Genomic DNA, 18,756 nt, shown 5'->3' with positions numbered 1-18,756 from the left:
GGCGGCGCGGTGGGAGGCTGGACAGAGACCCGCCCGATCTCGTTAGGGCTGCTTCCTTCCGGACCTGACCCGGTTGGCGAGTGGAACGTCCACCGCCAACCTCCCGGGCCCTATATCGTGCATCGGGACGGGAATGACAAGCCGGACCGGCACGCCGTCGCTGCTTCCTCATGATCCGAACCGCTTCGCCGCGGCTCCGTGCAGACGCCGGAGCTCGGCGATGTCCAGGCCCAGCGGCAGGCCGTCCTGCACGCGCCAGCGCCCGGCCACCATGACCCGGTCCGCGCGATGGGCGCCGCACAGCGCCAGCGCGGCCAGGGGATCGTGCGCGCCGGAGAAGCGCAGGTCGTCGAGCGTGAAGAACGCCAGGTCGGCCTGCAGCCCCGGGGCGATGCGCCCGATGTCGGAGCGTCCGAGGCACCGCGCGGAGCCCTCCGTCGCCCAGCGGAAGGCGTCGTGATGCGTCACGGCGGAGGCCGATCCGTAGTGCAGCCGGTTCACCATCACCGCGTGGCGCACGCCCTCCATGAGGTTGGAGCTGTCGTTGGACGCCGATCCGTCGACGCCGAGGCCGACCGGGGCGCCGGCCGCCTCGAGTTCGCGTGTCTTGCAGAAGCCGGAGGCCAGCACCGCGTTCGAGGTCGGGCAATGGCACACGCCGACGCCGTGGCCGCCGAGCGTGCCGCACTCGTCGCAGGTGAAGTGGATGCCGTGGGCGAGCCAGGTGCGTGGCCCGAGCCAGCCCACCTCCTCGAGAAGCTCGAGCGGCCGGCAGCCGTAGACCGACTGGCAGAAGGCGTCCTCGTCCTTCGTCTCGGCGAGATGGGTGTGCAGCCGCGCGTCGTGGCGCTCGGCGAGCCGGGCGCTTTCCGCCATCAGGCGCTTGGTGACGGAGAAGGGCGAGCACGGCGCCAGCGCCACCTGGATCATCGCGCCCTCGGAGCGGTCGTGGTAGCGCCCCAGCAGCCGCTCGCTGTCGGAGAGGATCGTGTCCTCGTCCTGGACGACGCTGTCGGGCGGCAGTCCGCCGTCCTTCTGCGACAGGTTCATCGAGCCGCGGGTCACGGTCATGCGCACGCCCAGCGCGAGCGCTTCCTCGACCTCGATGTCGATGGCGTCCTCGAGCCCGGCCGGGAACAGGTAATGGTGGTCGGCCGCCGTGGTGCAGCCGGACAGCAGCAATTCGACCAGGGCGAGGCGCACGCTCAGGCGGAACGTCTCGGGGTCGAGACAAGCCCAGATCGGGTAGAGCGCCTGGAGCCAGGGAAACAGCTCCTTGTTGATGGCCTGGGGATGGGCCCGCGTCAGGGTCTGGTAGAAATGGTGGTGCGTGTTGACGAGCCCTGGCAGCACAACGTGGCGCGAGGCGTCGAAGATCTCGTCCACCGGATCGCGCGGCGCGGCCCCCGCCCGCACCAGTTCGGCGATCCGGCCGTCCTCGACGACGAGACCCCCGCCGGCATCGGTGGCGAGGATGGCGAGCGGTGTCTTGATCCAGAGGCGCATCAGTCGGGTGTCCGATCGGGGTCCTGGCCGGGGTAGCACGTTTCATTCCGCCGCGGCGGGGCGCCCGAGCGGGTTGGGCATCAGGTCGTCCGGTGCGGCCACGGGGTCCTTCGCGGCAACCGGCGCGTTGCCGGCCTCGAACTCCATCGCCTCGATGCGTTCACCCCGCTTCAGGATCTTGTCGGCGGACGTGACGATGCCGGAGACGTCCTCGCCCACCTGCCGGAAGTGGCCGTCGAGCTTGCCCACGCGGTCGCGCAGCCGCCGTACGTCGTCGACGAGGCGCGTCACCTCGGCCTGAATCACGTGCGCCTGCTCCCGCATCCTGGCATCGCGCACGATCGCCTGCATGACCTGGATCGCCATGGTGAGGAGAGCCGGCGACACGATGAGCACCCGGGACCTGTGCGCCTTCTGCACGACGTCCTCGAAATGCTCCTGCAGGTCGGCGAACAGCGACTCGGCGGGGACGAACAGGATGGCGATGTCCTGGGTCTCGCCGGCGAGGAGGTATTTCTCGGCGACGTCCTTCACATGGGCGGACACGTCGCCACGCACCCGCGCCATGGCGGACCGGCGGGCCTCTTCTCCCTGCGCCTCGCGAAACGCCGTGAAGCCCTCCAGCGGGAACTTGGCGTCGACCACCAGCGGCCGCTCGTCGCCCGGCAGATGGATGATGCAGTCCGGCCTGCGCCCGTTCGACAGGGTCGCCTGGAACGCGTAGGCGCCCGGCGGGAGCGCGTCGCGCACGATCGCCTCCATCCGACCCTGCCCGAAGGCGCCGCGCGCCTGCTTGTTTGACAGCACGTCCTTCAGCGTCAGCACCTCGCCGGTGAGGTCGCTGAGCCGCTTCTGCGCGGCATCGATGACGGCCAGGCGCTCGTTGAGCTTCGACAGGTTCTCGGTCGTCTGCTGCACGTTCTGGGTCAGGCCTTCGCCGACGCGCCGCTGCAGCACGTCCAGCCGCTCGGCGAGCAGGCGCACCAGGTCGGCCTGGCGGTTGCCGAAGACCTCGCCGATGGTCTGCATGCGGCCGGTCATTTCGGACTGGATGCGGCCGAGCTCGGCCATCTTGTCGTCGATCTCGCGCTGGCGTTCCGCCATCAGCGCGGCCTCGGCGGCCCGCTCGCGCGCGCCGCGGGCGACACGCCCCGCGGTCACCATCCCGAGCAGCACCAGCAGGGCGAGCAGGCCCAGCATGGTCCACGCGAGGGTGACGGGAACCCCGCCGACGACGAGAAGCACCTTGTCCATCGCCGCACTGTACCGACGATTCGAACGCGACGCGAGAACGGACCCGGAACAATTTGACCCGCGCGCGGCGAGCCAGTATTGGCACCGGCATGACGATCCGACCCATCATCATCCTGCCCGATCCCAAGCTGCGCCTCGTCTCCGAGACCGTCCCGAAGGTGACGCCGGAGATCCGCGCCCTGATCGACGACATGTTCGCGACCATGTACGACGCGCCGGGCATCGGGCTCGCGGCGATCCAGGTCGGCGTCCCGCAGCGGGTCGTCACGATCGACGTCGCCAAGGCCGAGGAGCCCAAGACGCCGATCGCCTTGATCAACCCCGAGATCGTGTGGAGTTCGCCCGAGCTGTCGGTCTACGAGGAAGGCTGCCTGTCCATCCCCGAATACTACGAGGAGGTGGAGCGGCCGGCGAAGGTGCGCGTGCGGTTCACGGACCGCGAGGGCGCCGCATGCGAGATCGAGGCGGACGGCCTGCTGGCGACATGCCTGCAGCACGAGATCGACCACCTGCACGGCAAGCTCTTCATCGACCACATCTCCAAGCTCAAGCGCGACCGCGTGGTGAAGAAGTTCGCCAAGGCAGCCAAGCGCGAGCACGAACTCTGACACGCGGCGGGCTCTTGCCCCCGCAAAGGAGCCCGGCATGACGCTGCGCGTCGTCTTCATGGGCACGCCCGACTTCGCCGTGCCGACGCTCTCGGAGATCGTCGGCCAGGGTCACGAGGTGGTGGCCGCCTACACGCGCGCGCCGGCCCGCGCCGGCCGCGGCATGGCCGAGCGCCCCTCGCCCGTCCACGCGGCGGCGCAGGGGTTCGGCATCCCGGTGCTGACGCCTGCCACCCTGCGCAGCGCGGACGCCGCGGAGGCCTTCGCGGCGCACCAGGCGGACGTCGCTGTGGTCGTCGCCTACGGCATGATCCTGCCCGAGCCGATCCTCGCCGCCCCCGACCTCGGCTGCCTCAACCTCCACGCCTCACTCCTGCCCCGCTGGCGCGGCGCCGCGCCGATCCAGCGCGCGGTGATCGCGGGCGATGCCGAGACCGGCGTCGCCGTCATGCAGATGGAGAAGGGTCTCGACACCGGCCCCGTGGCCATGGTCGAGCGCGTGGCGATCGGCCCGGATCTCACGGCGGGCGAACTGCACGACAAGCTCGCCACCATCGGGGCCGACCTCATGGTCCGGGCGCTCCCTGCGCTATCGCGCGGCGGGCTCGTCTTCACGCCGCAGCCGGCGGAGGGCGTGACCTATGCGGCCAAGATCACCAACGAGGAAGCCCTGGTCGACTGGTCGCGGCCGGCCGGCGCCGTGCACGACCTGGTGCGCGGGCTGTCGCCGTTCCCGGGGGCCTTCACGACCATCGACCTCGGCAAGGGCCCCGAGCGCCTGAAGGTGCTGCGCACGGCACGCGCCCAGGGCCGGGGCGAACCGGGTACCACGCTCGACGGCCAGCTTACGGTCGCCTGCGGCGACGGCGCGGTGCGGTTGCTCCAGGTGCAGCGCAGCGGCGGCAAGCCGATGCCGGCCTCGGACTTCCTGCGCGGCGTGCCCGTCCCGCCCGGCACGAGGCTCGGCTGATGCCGCGCTACAAGCTCGTCGTCGAGTATGACGGGACGCCCTTCTTCGGGTGGCAGTACCAGGCGACCGGCATCACCGTGCAGGGCGTCATCGAGGAGGCGATCCTGGCCTTTTCCGGCGAGACCGCGCGGATCCAGGGCGCCGGCCGCACCGACACGGGCGTCCATGCCACGGGCCAGGTGGCGCATGTGGACCTGGCGCGCGATTGGCCGACGGACACGGTGCGCGACGCGATCAACGCCCACGCCAAGCCCCATCCGGTCGCGATCCTGTCCGCCACCCTGGTGGGCGATGACTTCAACGCCCGGATGTCGGCGCGCAAGCGCCACTACATCTATCGCATCGTCAACCGCCGGGCCCCGCTCGCGCTCGACGCGAACCGCGCCTGGTCGGTGAAGTGGGGGCTCGACGCCGCCCTGATGCACGAGGCCGCGCAGGTGCTCGTCGGCAAGCACGACTTCACCACCTTCCGCGCCGCCGAATGCCAGGCGGCCAGCCCCGTGAAGACCCTCGACCGGTTCGACGTGGAGCGGATCGGCGACGACATCCGCGTCCATGCCTCGGCCCGGTCCTTCCTGCACCACCAGGTCCGCTCCATGGTGGGTTGCCTGCAACTCGTCGGCTCCGGCCGCTGGACGGTCGGCGACCTGCGCGACGCGCTCGAAGCCCGCGACCGCACCCGCTGCGGCCCCCTTGCCCCGCCGAGTGGGCTCTACCTCACGGGCGTCGACTACGCCTGAGCGTGGAGCGCCTCGCGGCCGCGTTCCGACCTTCGGTTTGCAAGCCCTGCCCCGGGCCGCTCAGCACCCCAGCGCGTCCGCCAACTCTGAAAATCTGTCGAACACCAGGTCGTGGATCGGGTTGGGCTTGGGGTCGGGTGGCCCGGCGGGCCCCCATTCGTCCGGACGGCGGATGAAGGCGGTCCGGTAGCCGGCCTTCTTGGCGGCATCCAGGTCGAAGTTGTGGCAGGCGACCATGAGGAGCTCGGAGGGCTCGAACTGAAGCCACCTCGCGCAGGTCGCGTAGGCGCGCTGGTCGGACTTGTAGATGCCGATCATCTCGCACGACACGACCATGTCCCAGGCGAAGCCGTTGCGCCGCGACACGTCCAGGATCAGGCGCACGGGCAGCAGCGTGAACGACACGCAGGGCAGCCGCGCGCGCAGGCGAGCCAGCGCGGGCAGGAAATCCGGCCAGCATGCGGCGCGGTGCCAGGCCGCGGCGATGTCGTCGCGGTCGTCCGGGGTGAAGGCGTCCAGGCCGTGGATCTCGGCGACGACGTCGACCATCCGGCGATGCACGTCGTCCATGGTGAAGCTCGGCTGCACCTGGCCGACGATGCGCTTCATGGTGCCCCGGCGATGGTCGTTGACCACCGTGTGCCAGTCCCGTGCGAGCCCGTGCTTTTCCCCGGCCCGGGCGAAGGCATCGTGCAGGGCCGCGTGCCAGTCCAGCACCGTTCCGCCGGTGTCGAAAGTGAGAGCCTTGATCGAGGACAGCCACTCCGCCATGCGCTCCACTCCCGTCTGTTGCGGACACTGTAGTGCGAGACGGCGCGCAGACAATGCGGGCCGCACGACAAGCTGGAGCGCGGGCGCCGCAAAGCACAAGCCGTTGGCAAGGTGCTTGCATTTTCGGCAGCTCACTGCCCGATTTGAATGCAAGAAAGGGGCTCCGATGCCTTCGCTCTCGCCCTGCGCCACGATCACCCCGCACACGGAGAAGGCACAGAGAGGTGATTTAATAGGCATTTTGCACAGGATGCGATCAGTCGCGCCCGTGGCACTTGCCCTTCTCCTCGGCACCATGGCGCCGGCCCATGCAGCCGGTCCGGACACGCAAGGCCACGTCGCCTGGCTGCTCACCGCATCGGCACTCGTCCTGTTCATGACCCTGCCCGGCCTTGCCCTCTTCTACGGCGGGCTGGTGCAGGCCAAGAACCTGCTGTCCGTGATGATGCAGTGCTTCGCCATCTGCTGCGTCGCCTCGCTCCTTTGGATCGCGTTCGGCTACAGTCTCGCCTTCGACGGGGCGGCGCCGCTGCTCGGCGGCCTTGGAAAGCTGTTCCTGTCGCGCATGACCGACGACTACGGGACCACCCACATTCCCGAGAACGTCTTCGCGCTCTTCCAGATGACCTTCGCCGTCATCACACCGGCCCTGATCGTCGGTGCCTTCGTGGAGCGGGTGAACTTCGCCTTCGTGGTGGCCTTCTCGGCGCTCTGGCTGGTTCTCGTCTACGTCCCGGTGGCGCACTGGATGTGGGGCGGCGGCTGGCTCTCCGCCCTCGGCGCCCTGGACTTCGCGGGCGGCATCGTCGTCCACACCACGGCGGGCGTGTCCGCGCTGCTGCTGGCCATCCGCATCGGCCGGCGCAAGGGCTTCCCGCAGCACATGACCCCGCCGCACAGCCCCGGACTGACCATGGCCGGGGCCGGCATGCTGTGGGTCGGCTGGTTCGGCTTCAACGGCGGAAGCGCGCTGGCGGCCGACGGCTCGGCCGCGTCCGCCATCATCGCCACCCACGCCGCGGCCGCCGCGGGAGCCGCGACATGGATCGCGGCGGAATGGTTCAAGATCGGCAAGCCCACCTCCATCGGCATCGCCACCGGCTGCGTGGCGGGGCTCGCCACCATCACGCCCATGGCCGGCTATGCCGGCCCGGGCGCGGCCATCGCGGTCGGCGTTCTGGGGGCGACCGTCTGCTTCGCGGCGACGCTTTTCGTGAAGCAGCGCTTGTCCATCGACGACAGCCTCGACGTCTTCGCGGTGCACGGGGTCGGCGGCATGCTCGGCAGCCTCCTTCTGCCCATCCTGGCCAGCAAAGCCCTGGGTGGCACCTTCGAGGGACCCGTGTTCGCCGGGCTCGGCGTCCAGGCGCTGGCGGTCGCGGTCACGGCGGCCTGGTCGCTGGCGGTCACCGAGGGGCTCTGCCGGCTCCTGGCACCGGTCACCCCGCTGCGGGTGGGCGCGGAGGAGGAGTTCGACGGCCTCGACCTCGCGACGCATGGCGAGCGCGCCTACGAGCACGCCTGACGCCTCGACCGGACGCTGACGTGCGCAACTCCGCCCAGGGCCGACCAAGGCCCCGGGCATGCTCCGTTTGCTCGCAATTCGGTTTGAGGTGCGCCCATCGACGGCTGAGGTTGCCGCTTGCGGCCTCGCGGACCGGGCTTATAAGAAGCAGGGAGGCCCGCGAAGCGGCCGCGACGGACACGCGAGGAGACGACCATGGCGCAGGGCGCGATCTACCCCGATCTCGAAGGCAAGGTGGTCATCATCACCGGCGGCGGCAGCGGGATCGGTGAGTCCATCGTCCAGCACTTCGCCAGGCAGAAGGCCAAGGTCGGGTTCCTCGACATCAACGCTGAGGCCTCGAAAAAGGTCGTCGCCGACTGCGCCGCGGCCGGCACGCCGGTCGCCTTCGAACAGTGCGACCTGACCAAGGTCGATGACCTGCGCGCAGCCATCGGCCGGCTCCGCGCCGCCGTGGGCCCCGTCGACATCCTCATCAACAACGCCGCCCACGACGAGCGCCACAAGGCTGAGGACGTCACCGAAGCCTACTGGGACGGCCGCATCGCGGTGAACCTGAAGCACCAGTTCTTCTGCGCGCAGGCCGTGCTCGAGGACATGAAGGCGAAGAAATCCGGCGTCATCATCAACTTCGGCTCGACCTCGTGGATGATCGGCCAGGGCGGCATGGCCGCCTACACCGCCGCCAAGTCCGCCGTCCTCGGCCTGACGCGCTCGCTCGCCCGTGACTTCGGCCCCTACAACATCCGCTGCAACGTCATCGCGCCGGGCTGGATCATGACGCAGCGGCAGATCGACCTCTGGCTGACCCCCGACAGCGAGAAGGAGCTGATGCAGCGCCAGTGCCTGAAGCGCAAGCTCGTGCCGGCCGACATCGCGAAGTTCACGGTTTTCCTCGCGTCCGAGGAAGCAGGGGCCTGCACAAATCAGCAGTACGTCGTGGACGGCGGCTGGGTGTAGGCTGCCCGCCCGCGAGACGGCAGCAGAGGAAGACACATGGCCGACCCCCGGATGATCGCCGTCGACTGGGGCACGACGCGCCTGCGTGCCTGGCTGGTGGACGCCGACGGCGCGATCCTCGACCAGACGGCGGCGGACGACGGCATCGCCTCCGTGAAGCCGGGCGACTTCCCGTCGACCCTGCGCCGGCACGTGGGCGGCTGGCTCGCCAGGAACCCGGGCCTCCCGGTGATGATGGCCGGCATGGTCGGCAGCAGGAACGGCTGGAGCGAGGTGCCCTACGCCGGTTGCCCGGCCGGTGCGGCGGAACTCGCCGCAGGCATGCTCCGGTTCGACCTCGGCGAGGGATCGCGCGCCGCCATCGTGCCCGGCCTGATGAGCCGCGACGCTGCCGGGCTTCCCGACGTCATGCGCGGGGAAGAGACCAAGCTCATGGGCTGCGGCGTGACGGACGGCACCGTCGTCATGCCGGGCACGCACTCCAAGTGGGCCCGCATGAGCGGCGGCCGCATCGCGAGCTTCACGAGCTACATGACCGGCGACGTCTTCGGCGCGGTGAAGGACCACACCATGGCCGGCAAGCTCGCCGAGGCCCCGGCCGACGAGGCCGGCTTCGCGCGCGGGCTGGCCACCGCCCGTGCCGGGGGCGGGCTCACGCACAAGCTCTTCTCGGCGCGCACCCTCGTGCTCGCCGGCGAACTGCCGGGGCGCCAGGTCGAGCCCTATCTCTCGGGCCTTCTCATCGGCGAGGAGGTGGCGGCGGGCCTTGCCGCCCATCCCGGGACCAGCGAGGTCGCCCTCGTCGCCGACGGCGTGTTCGAACGGGCCTACGGACAGGCCTTCGCCGACAACGGGATCGCCGTGAGGGTGCTGGCGCCCGACGAGGTCTTCATCCGCGGCCTCCTCGCGATCGTCCACGCGGCGGCATGACCGCGCGAACGTCCCGCAGCCTTGCCCGTTCTCCATCCGGTCCACACTCCGGGAGATCGCCATGACCGACAGTTCCGCCACCCTGGGGGCCTTCGAAGCGGCCTTCGCCCGCTGCCCGCTGATCGCGATCCTCAGGGGCCTGAAGCCCGACGAGGCGCTCGCGGTCGGGGAGGCACTCGTGGGCGCGGGCATCGGCGTTCTCGAGGTCCCCCTCAATTCGCCCGAGCCCTTCGACAGCATCGGCCATTTGTCGCGGGCGCTGGCCGGGCGCGCCGTCGTCGGCGCCGGCACCGTGCTGAAGCCCGCCGACGTCGACAGGCTGGCCGAGGTCGGGGGCACGCTCGTGGTCTCGCCGAACTGCAGCCCCGACGTGATCCGGCGCACGAAAGCCCTCGGGCTCGTCTCGGCCCCCGGCGTGATGACGCCGACCGAGGCCTTCACCGCCCTCGATGCCGGCGCGGACGTGCTGAAGCTGTTCCCGGGCGAGTTGGTCGGCCCCGCGGGCGCCAAGGCCATGGCCGCGGTTCTCCCCAAGGGCGTGCGGATCGTGATGGTGGGCGGCGTGACGGCGGATGGCCTCGGCGCCTATAAAGGAGGGCCGGTGGCCGGGTTCGGCATCGGCTCCGCCCTGTTCAGCCCCGGCGTCACCGCCGAGGAGGTCGAGCGGCGGGCCCGGAAGTTCGTCGCGGCCTGGGCAGCCGCCCAGGCGGGGTGAGCATGATCGTCGTCTTCGGCTCGGTGAACGTCGATTTCGTGACCCGCGTGGCGCGGATTCCACGGCCGGGGGAGACCGTGCTCGGCCCCGGCTACGCCGTGATCCCCGGCGGCAAGGGAGCCAACCAGGCGCTCGCCGCGCGCCGGGCGGGCGCGGACGTCCGCCTGGTCGGCGCGGTCGGGCGCGATCCCTTCGCCGACATCGGCCTCTCGCTGCTCCTGTCCGACGGCGTCGACTGCGGCGCGGTCGCGCGCGTGGCGGCCCCGACCGGCGCAGCCTTCATCAGCGTCAGCGACGATGCCGAGAACGCGATCGTGGTCGCGGCCGGCGCCAATGCCGCGGTCGTGGCGTCGCAGCTCGACGGCGTGGCCCTGTCGGCAGCGGACACGCTTCTGCTCCAGCGCGAGGTCCCCGAGGCCGAAGCGATCGAGGCGGCCCGCCGCGCCAAGGCGGCCGGCGCACGGGTGATCCTCAACGCGGCTCCGGCGGGCGCCCTGCCGGCCGAATTCCTGCCGCTCCTCGACATCCTCATCGTCAACGAGCATGAGGCGACGATCGTCGCAGGCGCACTCGGGCATTCCGGCGAGCCCGATGACCTCGCACGGATCATCGATGCCGAGCATGGGGTCGCCACCATCGTCACGCTCGGCGGCCACGGCGCGGTCGGCTGGACCGGCGGGATCAGGCGCCGCGCGCCGGCGCTGAAGGTCGAGCCCGTGGACACGACCGCCGCCGGCGACAGCTTCTGCGGAGCCTTCGCCGCCGCTCTCGACCAGGGCCTCGGCTTCACCACGGCCCTGGCGCGCGGCGCGGCCGCCGGGAGCCTGGCGTGCACGGTGGCCGGCGCCCAGCCCAGCATTCCCCGCAAGGCCGCCATCGACGCCGCCATGGCCGACTTCGTCGCCTGATCCTTACCGAAGCGCTGACAGGATCGCTCGGAGGCGGCGTATCGGCGGCACGGGCAAGCAATCGGCGCGCGCTATCATGGCGCGTCACTCCGATGGGGGTCCGCACATGATCAAGATCCTCGCGGCGGCCGGACTGCTGGTCGGCGCCAGCTACGTCGCCATCTCCGTGGCCAAGAGCCAGTTGCCACCCTCGCAGGCCAGGCCGGCGGCCGAGACGACCTCGAACGCGCTGCCCGCCCCCGTCTCCGCCAACGCCAGCGGCACGGTCGTGCTGAAGGCCGACGCCCGCGGCCATTTCAGCGCTGACCTGCAGATCAACGGCGGGCGCGTGCCCATGATGGTCGACACCGGCGCGTCCATCATCGCGCTGACCCACGAGGACGCCCAGCGTGCCGGCGTCTTCCCCAACCCGGCCGACTTCCGCATCCCGGTCAGTACCGCCAATGGCAGCATCGGCGCGGCGCCGGTGAAGCTGAGGGAGGTCCGGCTGGACCGCATCGTCGTCAGGGACGTGGATGCCGTCGTCCTGCCCGCCGGAAAGCTCCGCACCAGTCTCCTGGGAATGTCCTTCCTCCAGCGGCTTTCGGGGTTCAATGTCGCCAGCAACACGCTGGTCATGCGTCAGTAGAATTTAGCGCAACCCGCCCAAATCAATTGGGCAGACTTCTTTCGACGCGATTCACTTCCGCCTGCTACACGGTTGCACCTCTCCTGCCAGGCTGGCAGGGTTCACCCATCCAACTCCAAGACACGGCGAGCCATGTTCCCAAAGCCTGTTGCCAATCTCGTTCCCAACACCTTCGCCTACGAGACCCAGCCGCTCGTGAAGCCCACGGGCTTCCGCGAATACGACGCACGCTGGCTCTTCGAGAAGGAGCTGAACCTGATGGGCGTGCAGGCGCTCGGCCTGGGGCTCGGCACGCTCATCCGCGAAATGGGCATCAAGCCGGAGGTCGTCACCGGACACGACTTCCGCGGCTATTCCGCCTCCATCAAGATCGCCCTCACGAGCGGCCTGATGGCCGCCGGCTGCACGGTGCACGACATCGGGCTCGCCCTGTCGCCCATGGCCTACTTCGCCCAGTTCGCGCTCGACGTGCCCTGTGTGGCGATGGTGACCGCCTCCCATAACGACAACGGCTGGACCGGTGTGAAGATGGGCGCGCAGCGCCCGGTGACCTTCGGACCGCAGGAGATGGGCCGGCTGAAGGAGATCGTGCTGTCGGGCGCCTTCAAGCAGGTGGACGGCGGCGCCTATCGGTTCGTCGAGAACTTCGCCGATCGCTACATCGCCGACCTGACCACGCGCGCGCCGATCAAGCGCAAGCTCAAGGTCATCGCGGCGTGCGGCAACGGCACCGCCGGAGCCTTCGCTCCGGACATCCTGCGTCGGCTCGGCGTGGACGTCATCCCCATGGACTGCGAGCTGGACCACACCTTCCCCCGCTACAACCCGAACCCGGAAGACATGGAGATGCTCCACGCCATGGCCCATGCCGTGAAGGAGCACGGGGCGGATCTGGCGCTCGGCTTCGACGGCGACGGGGACCGCTGCGGCGTGGTGGACGAGGAGGGGCACGAGATCTTCGCCGACAAGATCGGCGTCATGCTGGCCCGCGACCTGTCCGCCCTCCATCCAGGCGCCCAGTTCGTCGTCGACGTGAAGTCGACCGGCCTCTTCGCGGCCGATCCCGTGCTCATGAAGAACGGGGCCAAGACGGACTACTGGAAGACCGGCCACTCCTACATCAAGCGCCGGGTTCAGGACCTGAAGGCGCTGGCGGGCTTCGAGAAGTCCGGCCACTTCTTCTTCAACACCCCGGTGGGACGCGGCTACGACGACGGCCTCGTCACCGCCATCGCGGTCCTCGACATGCTGGACCGCAACCCCGACAAGTCGATGGCCGATCTCTACCGCGATCTGCCGACCACGTTCGGCACGCCGACCATGTCGCCGCACTGCGCCGACGAGGTGAAGTACGACGTGATCGAACGGGTGACGCGCCGCTTCAACGAGATGCGCTCGGCCGGGCAGGACGTGGCCGGACGGCCCATCACCGACATCGTCACCGTGAACGGCGTCCGCGTGACGACCGACGACGGGACCTGGGGCCTCGTTCGCGCCTCGTCGAACAAGCCCGAGCTCGTCGTCGTCGTCGAGAGCCCCGTCTCGGAAGGCCGCATGCGCGAAATGTTCAAGGCGGTCGACGGCGTACTGCGCGAGAACACCGAGGTCGGCGCCTACAACCAGTCGATCTGATCAACCCGAGAGGGGCCGGCGCGGTCATGCGCCGGTCTCGCCCCGGGGCGTCTGGCCTCGGGCGACCGGGCGGTGGCCGGGACGAGAGGGTTCCCTTGAGCCCCGCGCCGGCACGCCTCCCCGGGCTGGCCCGCGGCGCCACTGCGTTTGCTGGTGCCGACCTGAAGTCGTGCGCGGGAGGGCTACGCCCGGCCCCCACGGTTGAACGGCTGATGCGGGCTGGACGGCCGTTTGCTCTCGAACGAGCGCGCCTTCAGGTGCAGGGACCCGTCGTCGGGTTGGGAATGCCGCTGTTGGCGAGGTCGGAGCGCGCGACGTAGGTGGACAGGCGCGGGCGCATGTAGAGCCGCTCGCTCAGATTGAACGAGCCGGTGAAGACGTAGCCGATGACGGGCTTGTAGGGGTACTGCACCTCGGCGATCACCACGGACGTGCCGGTGTCGGTCCGAAGTCCCTCGGGAAGCTGGCTGGTGTCGAGCACCGTCCCGCGCGTGTAGGCCGTCCAGTTGTTCTGGTAGCTCCAGCACACCGAGGCCTTGTTCGGAACCTTGGGATCGGCCGAGCCGGACGACGAGATCGCCACGCTGGTGATGCGGATCTTGGCCGGGCTCGTCGACATCGGCGCCATCACCGAGCTCGCGGCCGCCACGATGCCGGTCATGTCGGCGGCGGTCAGCGTCGAGGACTGCGTCGTCAGGTCGCCCAGGGTGCGCGCGAGGAGCACGATGCGGCGGTCGGCCGTCAGCGCCTGCGTCAGCTCGATGGAGCCCATGTAAAGCGTCAGCATCACGGGCAGCAGAAGTGCGAACTCGACTGCGGCGACGCCTTCCTCCCCGCGCCGGAAGCGGCGCAGGCTGAAACGGGACGGCGTGTTCGGCTGGTGTGTCATACGCGGACCGTCAGTTGTAGGGCTCGTTCTTGAAGGCGGCCGAAGCCATGATGAGCAGCTTGGACCCGGAGAGGTTCGCCATCGTGTTGCTGATCATCGAGGGCACGACGAGCTTGTATTCGAGCGCCGCACGGACGACGACGATCTGGTTGGGACCGCCGGGCGAGTAGCCGAAGCCGCTGGAATCCAATCCGCCGTTCTTGATCGGCGCCGGCGGAACGCTGGCCGCCGCGAAGCTGGCGAAGGACTGGACGTCGACCTTGAGGTCGTTGGGGCAATTGAAAAAGGCCTTCACGTTCTTGCAGACCTCGTTCTTGAAGTCCTGCGCCGTGAACGAGCCCTTCTGGGCCTGCCCCGTCATGATCTTGCGGCTGGCTTCGGTCACCGCGGTCTGGAGCACCTGGCTGGTCATGTGGACCATCGAGGTCTCGAAGATCGCGAAGACGAGGCTCAGGAACGGCAAGGCGAGCATCGCGAATTCGACGGCCGTCGAGCCACGGCCGTCCCGCCTGAAGGCGCCCAGGCAGCGCCGCCACCCGTTTCGACGCGCTCCCGCCGGATGCGTCTTGCGGTCGGAGGTCATTCAATCTCTCCTGCAGCATGCGGTCGTGAACGGCACGAGGCCGCCCTTGATCAAGCCACACACTGAGGCAGGAGATCTTTCGTTTTCCTCTTTCGACAAGTAACGGTCGAAGGGACCTCTTGTCAGGCTTAATGCAACCTGAGCAATCGAAACGGATAAACGGGCGTCTGATTTGGACTTCGTTAACTGAAAACGCGCGGCCGTGCGAGGCCCCTCCCCGAGGCCTTGCGGCGTCGAGGCTGGCCGATGGAGCGTTACTTCGCCAGGCCGTTGCGGCTGGTCGTCTGGCCGGAGACGCTCTCGAAGTGCCGCTGGACGTCGCCGAGGCTCAGGGTCGGCTGGCAGCGCGGCGTGCAGGAGTAGGATTCCCGCTCCAGGCCCCGCTGCACGAGGATGATGCCGTCGGTGGCCGCCTCGACCTGGATGATCGACTCGCCGAGCACCGCGCCGGAGGAATCCTGGGCGATCAGGTTGGTCGTGCCGTAGGCTTTCCCGGTCACGACCATCGAGCCGTTCTTCTGCACGGCGACGTCGGCGATCATCGGGTTGCCGATCACGATCGTGGTCGTCTTCGGCGGCATCTTCAGGATCTGGGCGTGATCGGTCCGCACCGTGATGGTGGCGGGCGTCTGCGCGGATGCAGGTTCGGCTGCTGCCGCCATGACGAGCACGGCGACGCACACCGCGATCCACCCCGTCCGCTTGGCGCACGAATCTAACATCGGTTGAACCCTGCCCGATTACATCTCCCGGCATGCTGAAGCGGAATGGTGAACAATCGCTTAAGTTGAAGATTCCGAGCCCTTTGGTCTCCACCCGGCAACAGCTCGGGTGTTGCTGTTCATACAATGCCTCGAGGTTGCATTTTTGCTTTTGACTCAATTTGCGGGTTAACGGCCCCGCAACGGGTGCTCCGTAGTTTCACGCTCGACGGTTCGGACGGCGGCATCGCCGCAGTTGAACGTCGATCACCGGAGCACCGGCCGGAGCATGGCGATGGCGACACTTCTCTTCCGCTTCGCAACGGACAAGACGGCGATCAGCAAGGTCGAATACGGCTTCGTGGCCGCGACGATCGCGCTGGGCCTGATCGGCGCCCTGGCCACGCTGAAGACCACCCTGCCCGCCTCCACCACCAGCGTGCCGGTGACGGCCCGCCCGGCCCACTGAGCCGCGCGCCGGAGCCGACCGTGACGGAAGTCCTGATCCTGCTGCTGTTCCCCGCGCTGATGGCCTACGCGGCCTCCAGCGACCTCGTCTCCATGACGATATCGAACAAGGTCTCGCTGATTCTCGTGGCGGGCTTCTTCGCCGTGGCGCTCGCCCTGGCGATGCCGTTCACCGCCATGGCCGTGCACCTGGGCTCGGGCGCGCTCGTGCTCGTCATCACCTTCGGCATGTTCGCGGCCGGGTGGATCGGCGGCGGCGATGCCAAGCTGGCGGCCGCGACCGCCCTGTGGCTCGGGTGGGATTCGCTGATGGAGTACGGAATCGCCGCCTCCATCTTCGGTGGCGTCCTGACGCTCGGCCTCCTGCAGTTCCGCGCCATGCCCCTGCCGCGCTTTGCCGCAGGCGTGGGCTGGCTCGAGCACCTGCACCATCCCAAGACCGGGATCCCCTATGGAATTGCGCTCGCGGCGGCGGGCCTCGCCATCTACCCCAGCAGCCCCCTGTGGCGGCTCGCGACGGGCGGGTGACGACACTTATTGCGAGTACCTACCGATTGGTTTCTCTCGTTGCGCGAATTGACAACGGAAATTTAACCATAACTCCACGATCCTCCCGCCTGTATTCCGGATGGTGCACCCGCAACCTGAACGGCTTGGACAGGCGTCATGAACACGGCCCGTATTCTCGTCCTCGGCGCAGCCCTCACCGCAGGTGGCATTGCCGCCTATCTGGCGTCAGGCACGCCTGAGCAGCCGGCGCCCGTTCAGGTCGTCCAGCAGCAATCCCTCAAGACGGCCGATGTCCTGGTCGCCGCGAACGAGATCCCGCTCGGCGCGACGGTCACCGAAAAGGACCTCAAGTGGCAGACCTGGCCGCAGGACGGCGCCGCCGGGATGGTCACCAAGGCCGAGCAGGGCAACGCCCTGAAGGACTACACCGGCACGATCGCCCGCATGCCCCTGATCGCCGGCGAGCCCGTGCGCAAGGAGAAGCTGGTCAAGGCCGAGCAGGGTGGCGTGATGTCCGCGCTCCTGCCCTCCGGCTCGCGCGCCCTCGCCATCACCATCGACAACCGCGGCGCCAACACGGCCGGCGGCTTCATCCTGCCCAACGACCGCGTCGACGTGATTCGCATCTACCGCGACGAGGCGGCCACCAAGGTACAGGGCAACGACGTGATGGTCAGCGAGACGCTGCTGCGCAACGTCCGCGTCCTGGCGATCGGCCAGAACATCCAGGAGCGCAACGGCGAGAAGGTCGTCGTCGGCGAAACGGCGACCCTGGAACTCGATCCCCGCCAGGTGGAGACGGTCATCCTCGCGCAGCGCCTGGGCCAGCTCTCGCTGTCCCTGCGCAGCCTGCAGGACGCCGGCAAGCCCGACACCGCGGTCACCAGCACCGACGACACGAACCTCACGGTCGTCCGGTACGGCACCGCCTCCCAGCGCTGAAACGGACCCGGACCGGCAACGGAACCATGATCATGCTTCAAGGACAGCGCCTCGCCTCAAGGCTCCTCCGGACCACCGGACAGCGCGCGCGCCTCGCCGCCCTCCTGCTCCTGGCCTCGGTGGCCGGCGCCTCGGCGCAGACGCCGATCCCGACCAACATCATGGTCACGGCCTCCGACGCCGCCCAGGCCCGACGCGTGGAGCTGGGCATCGGCAAGTCGATCATCGTCGACCTGCCGCGGGACGCGAAGGAGGTCTTCGTCGCCAACCCCAAGGTGGCGAACGCCATCGTGCGCTCGACCCGCAAGATCTTCATCATCGGCCAGGCCGACGGCCAGACCAACGTGATGGTGATGGATGCCGAAGGCCGGCAGATCGCCAACATCGACATCAACATCGGGCGCGACCTGAACCTCCTGCGCCGCACGCTGAAGGCCGCCATTCCCTCGAGCCAGATCAACGTGGTGCCGGTGGGCGACACGATCGTCCTGACGGGCGAGGTCGCCGCCGCCGGCGACGCGCTCCAGGCCCTCGACATCGCCAAGGGCTTCGTCTCGACGAGCGCCGTCGGCGGCGCCGCGGTCACCGGCCAGGTGATCAACTCGCTGACGGTGAAGGGCAAGGACCAGGTGATGCTGCGGGTGACCGTGGCCGAGATCCAGCGCGTCGTGCTCAAGCAGCTCGGCGTGAACCTGTCCGGCCAGTGGCAGATCGGCAACCTCGCCGGGGCGCTGGCCACCGACACGCCGCTCACGCTGCAGCGCCAGGCCATCGCCGCGACGTCGATCACCGGCAGCCTCGGCTCGCCGACGACGCCCAACCTGACCCTCAAGGCGGCCGAGCGCGCCGGCGTCATGCGCACGCTGGCCGAACCCACCCTCACCGCGATTTCGGGTGAGAGCGCCAAGTTCACCGCGGGTGGCGACATCCCGGTGCCCGCCGGTGAGTCGTGCACGACGACCGTGCTCGGCCAGACCCAGTGCACGGTGTCGATCTCTTACCGGCCGATCGGCGTGGCGCTGAACTTCACCCCGATCGTGCTGTCGGAAGGCCGCATCAGCCTGCATGTCTCCACCGAGGTCATCGACCTCGACTACGACAACTCGCTGCGCGCCCAGGCATCGAACGCCCCGGCCTTCAAGACCCGCAAGATGGAGACGACCGTCGAGCTCCCCTCGGGCGGCTCGCTGATGTCGGCCGGCCTGATGCAGCAGTCGAACGGCCAGGTGATCAACGGCCTCCCCGGCCTGATGAACCTGCCCATCCTCGGCGCGCTCTTCCGCTCCCGCGACTACCAGCGCCAGGAGACGGAACTCCTGATCATGGTGACCCCCTACATCGCCAAGGCTTCGCCTCAGGCGGCGCTGCCGCGGCCCGACGACGGCTACGCCGACGCCAGCGACCCGCAGTCGCTCCTCATCGGCCAGCTCAACCGCCTCTATGGCGCCAATGGCGCCGCCCCGGCCAAGTCCTACAAGGGCCGCGCCGGCTTCGTGATCGACTGAACGCCGTGGAA

General features: G+C 69.2%; 20 protein-coding genes and 1 other RNA gene. 14 read left to right on the top strand and 7 right to left on the bottom strand.

The annotated features are described in order from the left end of the window. Positions 1 to 8: 8 nt before the first annotated feature. The 3 genes from ffs to Q0Q47_RS03800 all read right to left on the bottom strand — a co-directional run bounded on the left by ffs (position 9) and on the right by Q0Q47_RS03800 (position 2,760). Positions 9 to 105, bottom strand: an RNA gene (ffs, locus tag Q0Q47_RS03810) — signal recognition particle sRNA small type. Positions 106 to 168: 63 nt separating this feature from the next. Then, positions 169 to 1,506, bottom strand: coding sequence for an 8-oxoguanine deaminase (locus Q0Q47_RS03805; RefSeq protein WP_293854605.1), 1,338 nt, complete (start codon positions 1,504 to 1,506; stop codon positions 169 to 171). Between the two features lie 42 nt (positions 1,507 to 1,548). Continuing rightward, on the bottom strand, positions 1,549 to 2,760 hold the full coding sequence (locus Q0Q47_RS03800) for a DNA recombination protein RmuC (protein WP_293854602.1): 1,212 nt from the start codon (positions 2,758 to 2,760) through the stop codon (positions 1,549 to 1,551). Positions 2,761 to 2,849: 89 nt separating this feature from the next. Between Q0Q47_RS03800 and def the strand changes: the two genes are divergently transcribed. From def to truA, 3 genes are read left to right on the top strand one after another with little or no spacing between them, the layout of a single operon-like run. Beyond that, a complete protein-coding gene (gene def, locus Q0Q47_RS03795) occupies positions 2,850 to 3,368 on the top strand; it encodes a peptide deformylase (RefSeq protein ID WP_293854600.1) in 519 nt (172 codons plus the stop codon). Between the two features lie 37 nt (positions 3,369 to 3,405). Next, on the top strand, positions 3,406 to 4,338 hold the full coding sequence (fmt, locus tag Q0Q47_RS03790; RefSeq protein WP_293854597.1) for a methionyl-tRNA formyltransferase: 933 nt from the start codon (positions 3,406 to 3,408) through the stop codon (positions 4,336 to 4,338). Next, complete coding sequence (gene truA, locus Q0Q47_RS03785) at positions 4,338 to 5,078, top strand: tRNA pseudouridine(38-40) synthase TruA (protein ID WP_293854594.1); 741 nt, start codon at positions 4,338 to 4,340, stop codon at positions 5,076 to 5,078. Before fmt ends, truA begins: the two co-directional genes overlap by 1 nt. 60 nt (positions 5,079 to 5,138) lie before the next feature. On the opposite strand, the gene Q0Q47_RS03780 is transcribed toward truA, so the two are convergent. Beyond that, a complete protein-coding gene (locus Q0Q47_RS03780; protein WP_293854592.1) occupies positions 5,139 to 5,849 on the bottom strand; it encodes an HAD family hydrolase in 711 nt (236 codons plus the stop codon). A 268-nt stretch (positions 5,850 to 6,117) separates the two neighbouring features. Here Q0Q47_RS03780 and Q0Q47_RS03775 point away from each other — a divergent pair, with 268 nt between their 5' ends. From Q0Q47_RS03775 to Q0Q47_RS03745, 7 genes are all read left to right on the top strand, one after another. After that, positions 6,118 to 7,374 carry an ammonium transporter gene (locus Q0Q47_RS03775; protein ID WP_293854588.1) on the top strand — a complete coding sequence of 419 codons (1,257 nt, stop codon included), beginning with the start codon at positions 6,118 to 6,120 and terminating at the stop codon, positions 7,372 to 7,374. Positions 7,375 to 7,569: 195 nt separating this feature from the next. Further along, positions 7,570 to 8,334: an SDR family NAD(P)-dependent oxidoreductase gene (locus Q0Q47_RS03770; protein ID WP_293854585.1), complete on the top strand. Its 765-nt coding sequence runs from the start codon at positions 7,570 to 7,572 to the stop codon at positions 8,332 to 8,334. A 36-nt stretch (positions 8,335 to 8,370) separates the two neighbouring features. Further along, the gene (locus tag Q0Q47_RS03765; protein WP_293854582.1) at positions 8,371 to 9,264 is read left to right on the top strand and encodes a 2-dehydro-3-deoxygalactonokinase; all 894 of its coding nucleotides are present in this window, start codon (positions 8,371 to 8,373) and stop codon (positions 9,262 to 9,264) included. Positions 9,265 to 9,325: 61 nt separating this feature from the next. Then, positions 9,326 to 9,979: a 2-dehydro-3-deoxy-6-phosphogalactonate aldolase gene (locus Q0Q47_RS03760; protein WP_293854579.1), complete on the top strand. Its 654-nt coding sequence runs from the start codon at positions 9,326 to 9,328 to the stop codon at positions 9,977 to 9,979. A gap of 2 nt (positions 9,980 to 9,981) precedes the next feature. Further along, a complete protein-coding gene (locus Q0Q47_RS03755; RefSeq protein WP_293854576.1) occupies positions 9,982 to 10,887 on the top strand; it encodes a ribokinase in 906 nt (301 codons plus the stop codon). 106 nt (positions 10,888 to 10,993) lie between these two features. Beyond that, positions 10,994 to 11,515, top strand: coding sequence for a TIGR02281 family clan AA aspartic protease (locus tag Q0Q47_RS03750; protein ID WP_293854574.1), 522 nt, complete (start codon positions 10,994 to 10,996; stop codon positions 11,513 to 11,515). Between the two features lie 132 nt (positions 11,516 to 11,647). Then, on the top strand, positions 11,648 to 13,147 hold the full coding sequence (locus Q0Q47_RS03745) for a phosphomannomutase/phosphoglucomutase (RefSeq protein ID WP_293854571.1): 1,500 nt from the start codon (positions 11,648 to 11,650) through the stop codon (positions 13,145 to 13,147). A gap of 253 nt (positions 13,148 to 13,400) precedes the next feature. Here Q0Q47_RS03745 and Q0Q47_RS03740 read toward each other — a convergent pair whose 3' ends face one another. The 3 genes from Q0Q47_RS03740 to Q0Q47_RS03730 all read right to left on the bottom strand — a co-directional run bounded on the left by Q0Q47_RS03740 (position 13,401) and on the right by Q0Q47_RS03730 (position 15,341). Beyond that, the gene (locus Q0Q47_RS03740; protein WP_293854568.1) at positions 13,401 to 14,036 is read right to left on the bottom strand and encodes a TadE/TadG family type IV pilus assembly protein; all 636 of its coding nucleotides are present in this window, start codon (positions 14,034 to 14,036) and stop codon (positions 13,401 to 13,403) included. Between the two features lie 10 nt (positions 14,037 to 14,046). Next, the gene (locus Q0Q47_RS03735; RefSeq protein WP_293854565.1) at positions 14,047 to 14,619 is read right to left on the bottom strand and encodes a TadE/TadG family type IV pilus assembly protein; all 573 of its coding nucleotides are present in this window, start codon (positions 14,617 to 14,619) and stop codon (positions 14,047 to 14,049) included. Between the two features lie 254 nt (positions 14,620 to 14,873). After that, positions 14,874 to 15,341 (bottom strand): pilus assembly protein N-terminal domain-containing protein, encoded by a 468-nt coding sequence (locus Q0Q47_RS03730; RefSeq protein WP_293854563.1) that lies wholly within the window; start codon positions 15,339 to 15,341, stop codon positions 14,874 to 14,876. A 274-nt stretch (positions 15,342 to 15,615) separates the two neighbouring features. On the opposite strand from Q0Q47_RS03730, the gene Q0Q47_RS03725 reads away from it, so the two are divergent. The 4 genes from Q0Q47_RS03725 (at position 15,616) to Q0Q47_RS03710 (ending at position 18,745) form a co-directional block, all read left to right on the top strand. After that, a complete protein-coding gene (locus Q0Q47_RS03725; RefSeq protein WP_293854560.1) occupies positions 15,616 to 15,789 on the top strand; it encodes a Flp family type IVb pilin in 174 nt (57 codons plus the stop codon). 20 nt (positions 15,790 to 15,809) lie between these two features. After that, positions 15,810 to 16,316 carry a prepilin peptidase gene (locus Q0Q47_RS03720; RefSeq protein ID WP_293854557.1) on the top strand — a complete coding sequence of 169 codons (507 nt, stop codon included), beginning with the start codon at positions 15,810 to 15,812 and terminating at the stop codon, positions 16,314 to 16,316. Positions 16,317 to 16,454: 138 nt separating this feature from the next. After that, positions 16,455 to 17,240 carry a Flp pilus assembly protein CpaB gene (gene cpaB, locus Q0Q47_RS03715; RefSeq protein ID WP_293854555.1) on the top strand — a complete coding sequence of 262 codons (786 nt, stop codon included), beginning with the start codon at positions 16,455 to 16,457 and terminating at the stop codon, positions 17,238 to 17,240. Positions 17,241 to 17,272: 32 nt separating this feature from the next. Further along, entirely contained in the window at positions 17,273 to 18,745 is a 1,473-nt protein-coding gene (locus Q0Q47_RS03710; protein ID WP_293854553.1) for a type II and III secretion system protein family protein, read from the top strand. Positions 18,746 to 18,756: the final 11 nt, after the last annotated feature.

The sequence above is a fragment of the uncultured Alsobacter sp. genome (genome assembly GCF_945952055.1).
Classification (GTDB): domain Bacteria; phylum Pseudomonadota; class Alphaproteobacteria; order Rhizobiales; family Beijerinckiaceae; genus Alsobacter.
This window is presented reverse-complemented; position numbering and strand designations above follow the sequence as displayed.

What these genes read in the sequence shown, in the direction of transcription:
- Q0Q47_RS03805 (WP_293854605.1), bottom strand. Translation starts at nt 1,506, where the DNA reads ATGCGCCTCTGGATCAAGACACCGCTCGCCATCCTCGCCACCGATGCC.
- Q0Q47_RS03800 (WP_293854602.1), bottom strand. Translation starts at nt 2,760, where the DNA reads ATGGACAAGGTGCTTCTCGTCGTCGGCGGGGTTCCCGTCACCCTCGCG.
- def (WP_293854600.1), top strand. Translation starts at nt 2,850, where the DNA reads ATGACGATCCGACCCATCATCATCCTGCCCGATCCCAAGCTGCGCCTC.
- fmt (WP_293854597.1), top strand. Translation starts at nt 3,406, where the DNA reads ATGACGCTGCGCGTCGTCTTCATGGGCACGCCCGACTTCGCCGTGCCG.
- truA (WP_293854594.1), top strand. Translation starts at nt 4,338, where the DNA reads ATGCCGCGCTACAAGCTCGTCGTCGAGTATGACGGGACGCCCTTCTTC.
- Q0Q47_RS03780 (WP_293854592.1), bottom strand. Translation starts at nt 5,849, where the DNA reads ATGGCGGAGTGGCTGTCCTCGATCAAGGCTCTCACTTTCGACACCGGC.
- Q0Q47_RS03770 (WP_293854585.1), top strand. Translation starts at nt 7,570, where the DNA reads ATGGCGCAGGGCGCGATCTACCCCGATCTCGAAGGCAAGGTGGTCATC.
- Q0Q47_RS03765 (WP_293854582.1), top strand. Translation starts at nt 8,371, where the DNA reads ATGGCCGACCCCCGGATGATCGCCGTCGACTGGGGCACGACGCGCCTG.
- Q0Q47_RS03760 (WP_293854579.1), top strand. Translation starts at nt 9,326, where the DNA reads ATGACCGACAGTTCCGCCACCCTGGGGGCCTTCGAAGCGGCCTTCGCC.
- Q0Q47_RS03755 (WP_293854576.1), top strand. Translation starts at nt 9,982, where the DNA reads ATGATCGTCGTCTTCGGCTCGGTGAACGTCGATTTCGTGACCCGCGTG.
- Q0Q47_RS03750 (WP_293854574.1), top strand. Translation starts at nt 10,994, where the DNA reads ATGATCAAGATCCTCGCGGCGGCCGGACTGCTGGTCGGCGCCAGCTAC.
- Q0Q47_RS03745 (WP_293854571.1), top strand. Translation starts at nt 11,648, where the DNA reads ATGTTCCCAAAGCCTGTTGCCAATCTCGTTCCCAACACCTTCGCCTAC.
- Q0Q47_RS03740 (WP_293854568.1), bottom strand. Translation starts at nt 14,036, where the DNA reads ATGACACACCAGCCGAACACGCCGTCCCGTTTCAGCCTGCGCCGCTTC.
- Q0Q47_RS03735 (WP_293854565.1), bottom strand. Translation starts at nt 14,619, where the DNA reads ATGACCTCCGACCGCAAGACGCATCCGGCGGGAGCGCGTCGAAACGGG.
- Q0Q47_RS03730 (WP_293854563.1), bottom strand. Translation starts at nt 15,341, where the DNA reads ATGTTAGATTCGTGCGCCAAGCGGACGGGGTGGATCGCGGTGTGCGTC.
- Q0Q47_RS03725 (WP_293854560.1), top strand. Translation starts at nt 15,616, where the DNA reads ATGGCGACACTTCTCTTCCGCTTCGCAACGGACAAGACGGCGATCAGC.
- cpaB (WP_293854555.1), top strand. Translation starts at nt 16,455, where the DNA reads ATGAACACGGCCCGTATTCTCGTCCTCGGCGCAGCCCTCACCGCAGGT.
- Q0Q47_RS03710 (WP_293854553.1), top strand. Translation starts at nt 17,273, where the DNA reads ATGCTTCAAGGACAGCGCCTCGCCTCAAGGCTCCTCCGGACCACCGGA.